Origin of the sequence: Limnothrix sp. FACHB-406 (assembly GCF_014698235.1) — a bacterium.
In the GTDB taxonomy this organism is placed as follows: Bacteria; Cyanobacteriota; Cyanobacteriia; order CACIAM-69d; family CACIAM-69d; genus CACIAM-69d.
The window spans coordinates 83,524-95,659 of the sequence record NZ_JACJSP010000013.1 but is presented as its reverse complement, the minus strand read 5'-3'; the positions used below and the strand labels follow the sequence as shown (position 1 = coordinate 95,659).

Annotated in this window: 10 protein-coding genes; 6 read left to right on the top strand and 4 right to left on the bottom strand. The window is 55.6% G+C overall.

The window, feature by feature from the left end:
* Positions 1-167 precede the first annotated feature (167 nt).
* Positions 168-443: a hypothetical protein gene (locus H6G53_RS13355; protein WP_234407004.1), complete on the top strand. Its 276-nt coding sequence runs from the start codon at positions 168-170 to the stop codon at positions 441-443.
* Between the two features lie 1,018 nt (positions 444-1,461).
* Here the strand turns inward: H6G53_RS13355 and crcB are convergent.
* Together crcB and scpB are read right to left on the bottom strand one after the other, a co-directional pair.
* Positions 1,462-1,920, bottom strand: coding sequence for a fluoride efflux transporter CrcB (gene crcB / locus H6G53_RS13350; protein ID WP_190533695.1), 459 nt, complete (start codon positions 1,918-1,920; stop codon positions 1,462-1,464).
* Between the two features lie 66 nt (positions 1,921-1,986).
* Complete coding sequence (scpB, locus tag H6G53_RS13345; RefSeq protein WP_199309243.1) at positions 1,987-2,613, bottom strand: SMC-Scp complex subunit ScpB; 627 nt, start codon at positions 2,611-2,613, stop codon at positions 1,987-1,989.
* A gap of 313 nt (positions 2,614-2,926) precedes the next feature.
* Between scpB and H6G53_RS13340 the strand changes: the two genes are divergently transcribed.
* Together H6G53_RS13340 and H6G53_RS13335 are read left to right on the top strand one after the other, a co-directional pair.
* Positions 2,927-3,154 (top strand): hypothetical protein, encoded by a 228-nt coding sequence (locus H6G53_RS13340; RefSeq protein ID WP_143473102.1) that lies wholly within the window; start codon positions 2,927-2,929, stop codon positions 3,152-3,154.
* 725 nt (positions 3,155-3,879) lie between these two features.
* Positions 3,880-4,794 (top strand): alpha/beta fold hydrolase, encoded by a 915-nt coding sequence (locus tag H6G53_RS13335; protein WP_099534261.1) that lies wholly within the window; start codon positions 3,880-3,882, stop codon positions 4,792-4,794.
* A gap of 208 nt (positions 4,795-5,002) precedes the next feature.
* Here the strand turns inward: H6G53_RS13335 and H6G53_RS13330 are convergent, their stop codons facing one another.
* Positions 5,003-6,397: a type IV pilus twitching motility protein PilT gene (locus H6G53_RS13330; protein WP_190356114.1), complete on the bottom strand. Its 1,395-nt coding sequence runs from the start codon at positions 6,395-6,397 to the stop codon at positions 5,003-5,005.
* Positions 6,398-7,251: 854 nt separating this feature from the next.
* On the opposite strand from H6G53_RS13330, the gene larC reads away from it, so the two are divergent.
* Positions 7,252-8,952, top strand: coding sequence for a nickel pincer cofactor biosynthesis protein LarC (larC, locus tag H6G53_RS13325; RefSeq protein ID WP_190533688.1), 1,701 nt, complete (start codon positions 7,252-7,254; stop codon positions 8,950-8,952).
* 42 nt (positions 8,953-8,994) lie between these two features.
* A complete protein-coding gene (locus tag H6G53_RS13320) occupies positions 8,995-10,089 on the top strand; it encodes a M42 family metallopeptidase (protein WP_190533685.1) in 1,095 nt (364 codons plus the stop codon).
* 111 nt (positions 10,090-10,200) lie between these two features.
* Here H6G53_RS13320 and H6G53_RS13315 read toward each other — a convergent pair whose 3' ends face one another.
* Positions 10,201-10,545: a hypothetical protein gene (locus H6G53_RS13315; protein ID WP_099534925.1), complete on the bottom strand. Its 345-nt coding sequence runs from the start codon at positions 10,543-10,545 to the stop codon at positions 10,201-10,203.
* 420 nt (positions 10,546-10,965) lie between these two features.
* On the opposite strand from H6G53_RS13315, the gene H6G53_RS13310 reads away from it, so the two are divergent.
* Complete coding sequence (locus H6G53_RS13310; protein WP_190533682.1) at positions 10,966-11,775, top strand: hypothetical protein; 810 nt, start codon at positions 10,966-10,968, stop codon at positions 11,773-11,775.
* Positions 11,776-12,136: the final 361 nt, after the last annotated feature.

Sequence of the window (12,136 nt, the reverse complement as noted above, 5' to 3'; positions counted from 1 at the left end):
GGCGATCGGTTGCCTCAGCCGGTTGCTCAGTCGGTTGCTCAGCGGGGTTAAATGTTGGGTTTTGCAAGGGAAAGGGCGATTGGGAAACGGAGCATGATACAACTCCTAATTAACGCAATTAACGCCACAGGATCACCACAAAAACCGCACCAGCGAACCTAAGACCGATGACCGCTCCCCCTTCTTCCCCCAATTGGCAAACTAAATTTTGGCTGTGGGCCGATCGCGCGCTGATGGCCAATCTGTTTTTGGTGTTTTTGAGCTTTGCTTGGCTGGCGATCGCCGTGGTTGGTCGCAGTCTCCACAAGCCCTTCGGGTTTGATCTGTGGTATTCCCTGTGGCAACCCCTATGGCAGCCGGCCTTGGGCATTCTGATGGCAGGCGCAATTTTAAATGGGATTGGCCGCTGGATTGCAAAACGGCTCGATCGCTCCCAATCTTGAATCAGGAATCCAAACTTAGCAGCTCAATGTTCAATACTTTAAACACTTAACACTAAGCACTTAACGCTAAGCACTCAAACCTAAAAGCTCAAGCTTCAAAATTCAAGCCTCAAAACTCAAAAGGTCTAGCCCAGACGCGGACTAGACCTTTTTGCTTTCGCTGGCTATTTGAAGACAGGAATCACTCAACAGGTTTTACTCTCAACAGCTAATCAATCGGGTGGACAACGATACACAACTTCGGTCGATCGGGCATCACTTCAGTCGATTCAGACTGCTTTGTTAGCAGCGCCTGTGGTGCGAACCTCACGATTCATGACCTCCCGAATGAGCTAGTTTTATCAACAGCTACCGGTTCGATCGCCGCATGGCGCAAACGCTACTTGAACAACAAGCTTCGGATGCAACACAGAAGAGGAAGTCGTGCCAGTCTCCGGCAGGAGGTACGCACCGGGAACTGTCCTTGGAGAGAAGCGTTTCTTGCTTCTTTCGTACCTTGATTTGAAGATAAACCGGTTCTGAGTCAGCGTCTAGGGAAGTCAACAGAAGTTGACGTTATTTCAACTAGGTTCATAAATCCAGGGATCGAACATAGCAATCCATGAGAGTCTTACTCTTGCGGAATGCCGGGAGTTGCAACGAAACAATTACAAAGCAGCCATTTGCAACCACCCGCCAAACGATGGCGATCTCAATCAATTCTGATCGATCCCGATTGATCCCGATCAATCCCCAAGGCTTTTCCCAACGGTCGCTACGAGGGCGGCCATTCAGCATGATGGGGATTGCAAAGCAGATTCGCCTAGGGGAAAGCTTGGGTTTCGCAGCCTGAATTATGGCTGGAATGTCATGGGCAATTCACGGCTGAACTTGCCATTGCTCCCCACACAATCACCGATTTCAGAAGGTGGAGATCAGAGAAGTCTTTGCTCATTTTTTGTAAAATTTTCTTTACGATGCACCCAACGAGCCACATCAAACCGGTTGGCAACATTGGGCAAGTCATCGAGCAAGTCACCTAACGCCAACGATCAATCAGCCAACGCCCCAATTCCAAACCCAACCAACCGAGGGCAAAGCTGCCAAAACCATAGGCCAAGCTCATGGCCCAAGCGCCCGATCGCGCCAGATTTGACGCATCCAAGATGTAGCTAGAAAAGGTGGTGTAGGAGCCTAAGAATCCCACGGCAAACAACAGCCGCAATTCGGGATACAGGGGCGATCGATCCGTCATCCACCCCACAAACAGCCCCATCAACACCGCCCCAGACAAATTCACCAAAAACGTGCCGATCGGCCAACCCGTGCCCCACAGCCGCGCACAAAGCAGCGACAGATAATAACGCCCCAATGCGCCGGGAATGGCCCCCAAGACCACCGCGATCGGGGCCCGCAGGTCTGGCCGCTCCGAGGCGGCGGCTAACCACTGATGCCACAAATATTTCAAGAGACGCACACTCCCGATCGGCTCAAGCATTTCCTCAAAATCATTACCCTAAACTTTCCAGCCCAGATTCCCAGCCCAGATTCCCAGCCCAGATTCTCAGTCCAGGTCTGGATCAACCGAATCCTGATCGAGGTCTTCTGGATCCTCTAGATCTTCCGGGTCTTCGGCCGCATCCTCATCCGGCGGCAGGCTCGATCGCAACTGATTGAGCGCCAACTCCAACTGGGCAGAATTCTGATTTTCCACATCCAACTGAAAGTAGCGGTGGAACTTTTCGCTCACCTGCACCATGGACGATCGCCCATAGCGCCGTTTTTTCACAAAATCTCGCTCCACCAGCTCCTGGACATGTTGATAGGCTCCGGAGCCGCGTAAATCGACCAAATCCGCCATCGGCAGCGGCCCCTTGAGCGCAATCACCGCCAACGTTCGCAACGCCGCCACTCCCAAGTCCGCCGGAATCAGCCGCTCCACCAGGGACTGGAATCGATCGCGCAATTGCAACGTGTAGCAGCCCTTGCGCAGTTCCACCACCTCCAACGCCGTGTCCCGCTGGGCATAGTCGTTCATCAAGTCCAGCAAGGCCTCGTGGGCCAGATCTCGCGCGCAACCGGCACAGTCAGCAATCTCCGCCAAACTGAGGGGCTGTCCCTTGAGATACAAAATTGCCTCGATCGTGCTGACCAGCGAGTTTGCCCGTAGGTCGGTTTGTGAATTGGCCAATCCAGACAACGGCGAATCTTCCTTGGTGTTCGTCAATTCTCCATTCAACCAGCACTGATGCCGTGGCGATCGCAATTTTGACCCCAATTTCTCCCCAAAATCCGGTTTTCCGGCCCCCCGAACGAAGAGATTCTAATTAGCTAATTATCACCCAAATTTCGGGGCCAGTTAAGGAATTGGCACTAAACCGTAAAAGGAATTAGTTCCGGAGAAAGACATCAAAATTCTTACTAAAAATGTTGATTCGTTTTCCTGATTCCGTTGATTTTTTTCAGAAGGAAGGAGCAGCAACGTTCGAGATGGATTTCTTCCTATGCGCCTGTTCCCTTCTGCTTCGATGCTGCTCGGTTTGTGCCTAGCGGTTGCGCCATCGCTGCCGGCGGGCGCAATGACTCCCTTGGTTTCCGAAACCCAAATGATCAATCATCAAGAACTGTCCGTAGAGGCTGCACCCACTGTGGTGCGCCGCACTCGGAACTCGCACCGGGGCAGCGGCCGCCGTGATTTTGTGCGGTATGTGTTCGCCGCTCCTATGAGCTAAGGATCGTTTGATGCAGCCTGTAATTGGGGGGTTGATTCCGTTTTCTTTCTAGGATTTTGTTATGCAATTTCCGAGAATTTGATTCCATCAAAAACGGAATTTTCAACCCTCCACCAATCAGCGTTAGTCAGAATTAGCTAAAGCATGTTTGCGGTTCGTTTAGCCAGTTCAGTCTGGTATCCAGTAATTCTGAATTGGGTGTGGTGGAGTGTGGTTTTGGGGCGACAGTTCTGAGAGAACAAAACCAGATCAGAACTGCTGAGAATGACTTCCCCAATGCGTTACGGCGATGATTGGCTTTTGCAGTTGTTAATTGCCGGTTGCCAGTGGCCAGTGGCCATTGCTGATGACCCGTCGCTGTTTTGTTGATTCTGGTTTGTTGATTCTGTTTTGTTGATTGTTATTGCGTTGATTGCCGTGGTCGCGGTGGATCGAGGCGAATCGAGGTGGATCGTGATTGATCGCCCTGCTCGAAGCCAATTTCGAGGGGCGCATCGAGCGATTAGCCTCGATTCGCTGTCTTGCTGGGCCGGGGGCCGTGGGGATCGATCGAGACTTTTTCTCTTTCGGGCAGGGCAGCCAAAATCCGGAACCGTCAAAGGCTGAAACCCTGAAAACCACCACTACCAAAGCATTTCAGCTTCTCAAGTTTTTTGTTGGGGAACCGCTTCCCTTGCGCTTCCAAACCGATCCAGGGATCGGGCTGTTCCTGATAGGATCGGAGTATGGCAACCATCACCATTCGCGGCGTTCCCCACAGTTACCGGCTCGATCCCGATCGCCCCACCCGCTGGGCTTTGGTCTTTGTCCATGGTTGGCTGCTCAGCCGCCACTATTGGCAGCCCCTCATTGACCAATTCCAGCCCCATATCCCCTGTTTGTCCTATGACCTGCGCGGTTTTGGGGCATCACAACCCACCCAACCCCAGCAATTTTCAACGCCGCGCGAGCGTTACCAAAACTACGCCCCGGCAGCCTACGCCGAAGATTTAAATCGGCTGCTTGAGCATTTGGGAATTGAGACCGCCTGGATTGTGGGTCACTCCCTCGGCGGGGCGATCGCCCTGTGGAGCGCCCACAAATTTCCCGATCGGATTCAAGGGGTCATTTGCCTCAACTCCGGCGGCGGCATTTATCTCAAAGAAGAATTTGAGCGCTTTCGGGCCGTTGGCCAGCGCTTGGTGCAATTTCGGCCCCAATGGTTGCGGGCCTTTCCGGGTCTCGATTGGGTCTTCAGCCGCGACAGCGTGGCCCGCCCCGTAGACCGCCAATGGGGTCGGCAGCGACTGATCGACTTTGTGACCGCCCATCCCGAAGCGGCCCTCTGGACTCTGTTGGAGTCCACCACCGAAGCGGAAGTTCATCGCTTGCCCCAGGTGGTGGCCCAGCTTACTCAGCCAGCCTACTTCATTGCCGGAAACCAAGATTCTGTGATGGAGCCGCGCTATGTGCGCCACTTGGCCAGCTTCCATCCACTGTTTGACATGTCGGGCGAAAACCTGCGGGAAATTCCCGATTGTGGACATATGGGCATGGTGGAACAGCCCATCCCGATCGCCCAAGAAATTAAAACCATCTTGCAACGCCACGGGGTCGATCACGGGTTGCAAACCCAACCCGAAGCCCTGAAAAACGTCTAGGCCCGAATCGGAGACAAGGGGCTTTAGGGCCTGTCGTCATTTCCTAGGATCAGGCGGAAACGATTGATTTTCCATGTCCCAGTCGTCGTAACAAGGGGCTTAAGCCCCTTGCTCCTCACGATGTCGGTACGGTGGAATCAGGGTTTCAGACGCTTGTATGACAATCGGAGACAAGGGGCTGAAGCCCCTTGCCCCTCAAACGCACAACCTACACCCGACCGCGCAGGAATTGGGCCATTTCGTTCGGTGTGGGCGAGTTTTCCAGCGCCACTTCCTCCGTGATGCGGCCCTCTTGGTAGAGATTAAACAGCGCCTTATTCATGGTGATCATGCCGTCAAACTCTGACTTCAGCATCACCTGGTTAATCTCCTCCATCTCGCCCTTGATGATGTATTCCTTAATCGCATCCGTGGCGATCAAGATGTCGTGGTAGGCAGCTCGTTTCCCATCGGTGGTTTTGCACAAGCCTTGGGCAATGATCGCCACCAACGATTCGGCCAAACTCACCCGCAGGGCCGCGTGCTCATTGGGGGGAAACATCCCCAACACCCGCTCGATCGTCTTGATGGCGCTGTTGGTGTGCAGGGTTCCACAAACCAAGTGACCCGTTGAGGCTGCCTTCAGAGCGATTTTCATCGTTTCCGCATCCCGAATTTCCCCCACCAACATGATGTCCGGGTCTTGGCGCAGGGCCCCCTTCAGGGCGTTGAAAAATTGCCGCGTGTGCCGCCCCACTTCCCGGTGCTTGATCAGGGATTTTTGGCTGACATGCACAAACTCCACCGGATCCTCGATCGTGATGATGTGCTTCGCCATGCTCTTGTTGATGTAGTCGAACATGGCGGCCATGGTGGTGGACTTCCCGGAACCCGTGGGCCCCGTCACCAAAATCAAGCCCTTGTGGTAGTGGCAAACATCCCGGAACACGGGCGGCAAATTAAGCTGCTCCATGCTCAGAATGGTGGCCCCAATCAGCCGCAGCACCATGGCCGGGCCCGCCAACGAATCAAAGCAGCTAATCCGAATCCGCACAAAGCCCAGATCGGCAGCTCCGTCATAGTCCAGATTTTCTTGGAAGAAGGCGATATCTTCTTCGCTCATGATTTCCCCCAACCAACTCATGAAGGTGTCGAGGTCGGTGGTGGGATAGTCCAGAGGCACGATGTCACCGCGCTTCCGGAAACGGGGCACTTCGTTCACTCCCAAGTGAATATCGGAGCAGCCTTCTTCGTCTGCCCGCTTCACGATGTCAATCATCGTCGGCTGACCGGGAGAGGGCTTGCGCTTCGCAGGAGGAGCGACCACTTGGGCCGCCACCGGAGCGCTGGGGGGCCCTGACTGCACCACGGTGGACGGTGGCGCGGGGGTGGTAACCGTGTTGGCGGCCGGTGGCGGCGGGGCCACCCGAGGCGGCGGAGCCGTGGGGGCCGGCGGTGGGGCCACGCGCGGCGGGGCCATGTTGATCGGGAGGGTTTGCTCGTTGTTCCCGATCGGGGGAGGCGACGGAGGACGACCAGCAACCGGCGGCGGCGGCGGCGGGGCCACCCGAGGCGGTGGTGGCGGCGGCGGCGGGGGAACCGGGGGACGGGAGGCGTTCGTCATGGTCGTTTCCTCGTCGATGTCCTTGAGTGCGTTGAGCCAGTTGGGTGGTTGAGGTCAACTGGGCCGAGGTGGCGTTGAGAGAATGCGATGGTGTGATTGATTGCCCTGGGGAAATCGCCCTGGTGACCTTCACGCTGGGGAAGTCACGCTGGGGAAATCACGCTGGGAAAGGGCATGAGAAGACTTCAGGATTGAGATTGCGAGAAGTCTTCGGGTCGATCGCCCGCTGATCAGTCGGGATTGGAGGGCGATCGGGTCTAGTCACGCCATAGCATGACCTGTTGTTTATTGTGGCTCATTGTTGGCCCTGACGGTGCATCAATCATCACTGAATCGGGATCAGCAATCTCACTCTCAAAATCGACCAAAATTCAGACAATTTCGACATTTTTTGAAAACACTGGTGCATTTTTAACTCAGTGTTTATACGGGGTGTAATGTGGCAATTTTCTAGATGCATTGAGTTCACTGTTGATTAACCCTCAATCATCAGGAGCCGGAAGAAACCTATGATGAACCCCCATGGACTGACCCCAACACAACCAAGGGGCCCATCGATCGAACTGATGCGGCACTAATGCGGCCACACGGTCAGATCAACGCTGATTCATAATCAGTGCATTCGCGGGCACACAAAATTCACGAGCACGCTCAGTTCTTGAACGATTAACCAACCAACAGATCTCAAGATTTCATCTCTCAAGATTTCATCCAAGATCTCAAGATCTCAATCAACAGATCATCAAGACCAATCATCAAGACCGACGATCGACCGGTTCCCGAACGAATTGCCAAAGCGCTGGCCGACAAGATGGCGGGATAGATTTTTCAGACTTGGGCGGAGGGCAAAACAAATGAAGGTGGCCTATTTTGATTGCCCAACGGGGCTGGCGGGGGATATGTGTTTGGGGGCGCTGCTGGATGTGGGTGTGCCCTTGGATTATGTGCGATCGCAGCTCGATCGCCTGGGAATTGCCGAGGAATATCGCCTCAGCAGCCAAACCATGCACCACAACGGCCAGCGAGCCTTGAAAGCGATCGTGGAGTGGCGATCGCCCGGTGGTTCCTTTCAGGTGGAAGATCCCATGGATGAGCCGGGGGAAGGGGCTGAACCATCTGCCCGCTCACCTGAAGCTCTGGGAGATCACGGGCACGAGCATCACGGGCGCAAGCATCATGAGCACGGGCATGAGCATCATGATCATGGGCATCACGAGCACGAGCATCATGATCATGAGCACGAGCACGAGCATCATGATCATGAGCATCACGGGCACGATGATCACGACCATAGCCCCGATCACCATCATCACCACGATCCCCACAACCATCACACCCATCACCACAGCCGCCGTTGGCCAGACATTGAGGCCATGCTTCTGAATTCGTCGCTACCCGATCGGGTGGTGCAATGGAGTCGATCGATCTTTTGGCAGTTGGCCCAAGCAGAAGGGGCTGTTCATGGCATTGCGCCAGAACAGGTGCAGTTCCACGAGGTGGGGGCGATCGATGCGATCGTGGACGTGGTGGGAACCTGCTTAGGGCTGGATTGGCTGGGGGTTGAGCGGATTTTCTGTTCCGCTTTGCCCACGGGCGGCGGCACGGTTTGGGCGGCCCATGGGCGATTGCCCGTGCCGGTTCCGGCGGTGTTGAAGCTGTTTGAAATGGGACAAGTGCCGGTTTATGCCAACGGAATCGATCGGGAATTGGTGACCCCCACGGGAGCCGCGATCGCCGTGGGATTGGCCCAGGGGTTCGGGTCGCCGCCGGCCATGACCCTTCAGCGGGTGGGGTTGGGCGCGGGCCAGCGATCGCTCCCATTGCCCAACATTATGCGGCTGTGGTTGGGAGAGTTGGCAGCGCCCGCCGGTTTGTCGGCTCCGTTGGTGCGATCGGCCCCTTTGTCCCCGCTGATTGTGCCCCCGCCTCGGAGCGATCGGGGCCCGCAGTCTCCGGCTCCGGGCGATCGGCCCGAGTGGTCTGCCCAGGCGGCCCAGCCATTGCCATCAGGGCAGTCTCGATCGGGTCAATCCGGCCCAGCTTTGCCGGGGCCGGAAAGCCTAGCCAGTCCCCATGATCCTGACCTGGAAACAGTGGCGGTGTTGGAAACCCAAATTGATGATTGCAGCCCCCAGGCGATCGCCTACGCGATCGAGCGGTTGTTGCAGGTGGGGGCCCTGGATGCCTTTGTGCAGCCCGTGACCATGAAGAAATCGCGATCCGGCGTGGCCATCACGGTAATTACGCCCCTGGATCGGTTCACCGCCTGTGAGGATGTGTTGTTTCAAGAAACCACCACGATCGGGATTCGGCGATCGTTTCAACAGCGCCGTGTTTTGCCGCGCCATTTGGAAGTGGTGGACACGGACTATGGCCCCGTGCGGGTGAAGGTGGCTTGGCAAGACGAAACCCGCAAAACGGTTCAGAATGTTCATCCAGAATTTGAGGATGTGGCCGCTTTGGCACGCGATCGGGCCATTTCTTGGCTGGATATTCACCGAGCAGCTTGGATTGCTTGGGAACAGGCGCGTCGGGCCACGGAGGGCGATCGCTAAAATTCTGCAAGTCAATCACCATCCCAGACCCGTGATCTCGCCATGTATGACGAACTTTTTGCAACCATCAGCGCCCTAGTGATGTGTCATTCGCCCAGCGGGGCCGAACAGGAGGTCGATCGCTGGTTAATCGCTCGCGCCGAGGCTCTGGGGTTGACCTGGAATCAAGACGAGGCCGGTAATTTGATTTTTGTGATTCCCGGGCGCGATCGCACCGCCAAGCCGATCGCCATCACGGCCCACAAGGATGAGATCGGCGCGATTGTCAAAGGCGTTGAGTCCGATGGGCGGGTGCAGTTGCGCAAGCTGGGCGGGGCTTTCCCTTGGGTCTATGGCGAAGGGGCGATCGATCTGTTGGGCGATCGCCAAACTATCACCGGCGTACTCAGTTTTGGATCGCGCCATGTGTCCCACGAGTCCCCCCAGCGGAATTTGCAGGACAACCAGCCCCTGACCTGGGAGCGGGCCTGGGTGGAAACGGGTCGGATTCCTGCTGAGTTGGCCGCAGCGGGCATTCGGCCCGGCAGCCGCGCCGTGGTGAGCAAACACCGCAAACAACCGTTGCGCCTGGGCCCGAACCAAATCGCCAGCTACACCTTAGATAACAAAGCTTCCGTGGCCATTTTGCTGGATTTGGCAGAACGGCTATTGGCCCAGGAGGAGCCGCCGGCCATGGATCTATATCTGGTTGCTTCCGCCAAGGAAGAGGTGGGAGCCTTGGGAGCCATGTACTTTGCGCAACAACAGAAGCTGGCGGCCCTGATTGCATTGGAAATTGCCCCGATCGCCCCGGAATACCCGATCGCCCCGGGGCCCGTGCCGGTGTTGCTGTCCCAGGATGCCTATGGGCTGTATGACGAAGACCTGAACCGGGCGCTACAGGCGGCGGCCGAGCGATTGCACTTACCCATTCAATACGCCGTGATCAGCGGATTTGGCAGCGATGGTTCGATCGCCATGAAATTTGGCCATGTGCCCCGGGCCGCCTGCTTGGGCTTCCCCACCCAAAACACCCACGGTTACGAGATTGCCCACCTCAAGGCGATCGCCCGCTGCACAGACATTCTGATGGAATTTGTGCAGCAGCCTTTTCCACCGCCAGTCGAAAAGCCAGTCGAACAGGTGAACGCGCCCTAAGACCGATCACCAAATCGCCTGAAACCTTGATTCCACCGTTGCCAGATCGTGGGGGACAAGGGGCTTAAGCCCCTTGTTACAACGATGAGGGTTAAGCAATGACAACCAACCTTAAACCTGCTCTAGGTAATCATTCAGGTCAGACATCAGGCGATCGAGCGCCGTTTCCAAACTGAGCCGAATCCGATCGTCCCGCACGGTCAACAGCACCTTCGCCGCAAAGGGCGATGGCCAAATATTGGGGTTACAAAACACCTCCAAAAACACCTCTCCCGCATGTTGATAGTCCAAATTGGCTTGGGGCGTGGGGCGATCACCGGGAGTCACCTGGGTGGCGGCCTTGATTCGATCGATCAGCCCCTTCAATTCCGTTTGTAATTGCCGGGCCGCGGCGGGTGCATAACCAAAAGCAACGGAGCCAGTTTCTAAATTGAGGCGGCAGGTAGGCGTAGTCATCCACAAATTTCCTAAAAATAGCCACACTGCTCCAAGCGCAGAACAGCGGGGCCAAACTATGCCCAATGTCCAAAATTAATGGCAGCGAATGACTAAGCACATGATTAAGCAAATGACTCAGCATGACTAAGCAAATGATTAAGCCACTCACTGCCCAATCCCGAACAAGGGGTTTAAACCTTTTGTTACCACGAATGTTCTAAGGTTTTTGTCAATTCTGGTGAACGAGAGTCAAGGTAAATTGCAACAAATCTAATCAAACCAACAAATCTATAGAATTCGCAAAATCCTCAGAAATTGGGGCGATCGGGCGACTGCTCTGCATTCAACGCTTGATCCAATGCTTTTACCCCTAGCCCTCAATCCCAAGGAGTCTGGTTAGGATGGCGATTGACCAAGGTTGAAGACCCCCTGACAGCCATGTTTTCGACTGTTTCAATCTCTCAAATTTCCCAACGCCTCCTTGGGGCAGCGCTGGGTTTGGTTTGCACGTTGTCGCTCGGCCCCGATGCGGTGCAGGCGACCCCATCCCCCAAGGAACGCTACAACGAGGCAATTCGGGATGCGGCGGTGGCGGAACCCACCGAGCAGGTTTCGGAGCTAATTCCCCTCACGCCGGATAATCCGAATTTGGTTTGGCATCCCGATCGCCAGCGATTGTTGATGGTGACCTGGAAGAGTCAAAGCTCGTTCGATCGCTTCATCAAACCCGCCACCAACAGTTCCAGCAACGAAAACCAACTGATTTGGGTCACGGCGGCTCCCCAGGTGCAACAGCTTTGTCGGCAATATCGCCAACAGAATCCCAACGCCACTGAAGCGGATTTGAAACTGCGGCTCCAGCAATATTTGGGCTTGGATCCGGCCTGGAACTATGACGTGTTTGTGGAAATGTGGGTGGATGTGCGGGATTTGTTTCGCCCCTGTGCGGATCCGGAAGTGAGTGATCGCCAGTGCCAAGCGGATTTTCCCCAATCCCTGGCGGCGGACTTGCCAAAGGTGGCGGGCATCACCCCCCGATCGGGCATTGCCAACTATCAAACCTTCTTCAAGGGGCTGTATTACCGCAGCATTCGCACTAATCTGCAACCCTTCACCGGCTTGGGCTACACCTACGATTGGGGCAACCCCAACAGCGAAGTGGGAGCCAGCGAATTTATCCTTGTGCCCGGTGCGGCCTACACGATCGAGCGGGCCGTGCCCACGGGGGATTATTGCAAACCCGAATGACGCATTCCGGGACTTGCTAGAAGCTCACAAATTATGACTAATCCTGAATAGGATGGGATGATCACGGAACCGCCTGAGGTCTCAAACCCGAAAACGAACCGGTTTGGGATGGGGGGTTAGGCGGTTACCTTGCTCGATCGCCCGTTTGGCACAAGGCTTAGGATTCACAACGCGGAAGCAAGACAAACTGAACAAGCAACCGGCCGAAAAGTTGCAACCAAAATGGGCCATGGGGGGTCTAAGCCTGAGGAATCGCCATCTCAGTCTTGGTCGGGTCTATTTTTGTCGGGTCTGTCGGGTCTATGGAGCAGTCTCCTGATGACCACAGCATCCTCGGAAGGTTAGGGCAGGGCAGCTCTTT

Excerpts from the sequence above, each read along its gene's own strand:
- H6G53_RS13315 (WP_099534925.1), bottom strand. The coding sequence starts at position 10,545 with ATGACTACGCCTACCTGCCGCCTCAATTTAGAAACTGGCTCCGTTGCT.
- larC (WP_190533688.1), top strand. The coding sequence starts at position 7,252 with ATGAAGGTGGCCTATTTTGATTGCCCAACGGGGCTGGCGGGGGATATG.
- crcB (WP_190533695.1), bottom strand. The coding sequence starts at position 1,920 with ATGCTTGAGCCGATCGGGAGTGTGCGTCTCTTGAAATATTTGTGGCAT.
- H6G53_RS13330 (WP_190356114.1), bottom strand. The coding sequence starts at position 6,397 with ATGACGAACGCCTCCCGTCCCCCGGTTCCCCCGCCGCCGCCGCCACCA.
- H6G53_RS13320 (WP_190533685.1), top strand. The coding sequence starts at position 8,995 with ATGTATGACGAACTTTTTGCAACCATCAGCGCCCTAGTGATGTGTCAT.
- H6G53_RS13355 (WP_234407004.1), top strand. The coding sequence starts at position 168 with ATGACCGCTCCCCCTTCTTCCCCCAATTGGCAAACTAAATTTTGGCTG.
- H6G53_RS13310 (WP_190533682.1), top strand. The coding sequence starts at position 10,966 with ATGTTTTCGACTGTTTCAATCTCTCAAATTTCCCAACGCCTCCTTGGG.
- H6G53_RS13335 (WP_099534261.1), top strand. The coding sequence starts at position 3,880 with ATGGCAACCATCACCATTCGCGGCGTTCCCCACAGTTACCGGCTCGAT.
- H6G53_RS13340 (WP_143473102.1), top strand. The coding sequence starts at position 2,927 with ATGCGCCTGTTCCCTTCTGCTTCGATGCTGCTCGGTTTGTGCCTAGCG.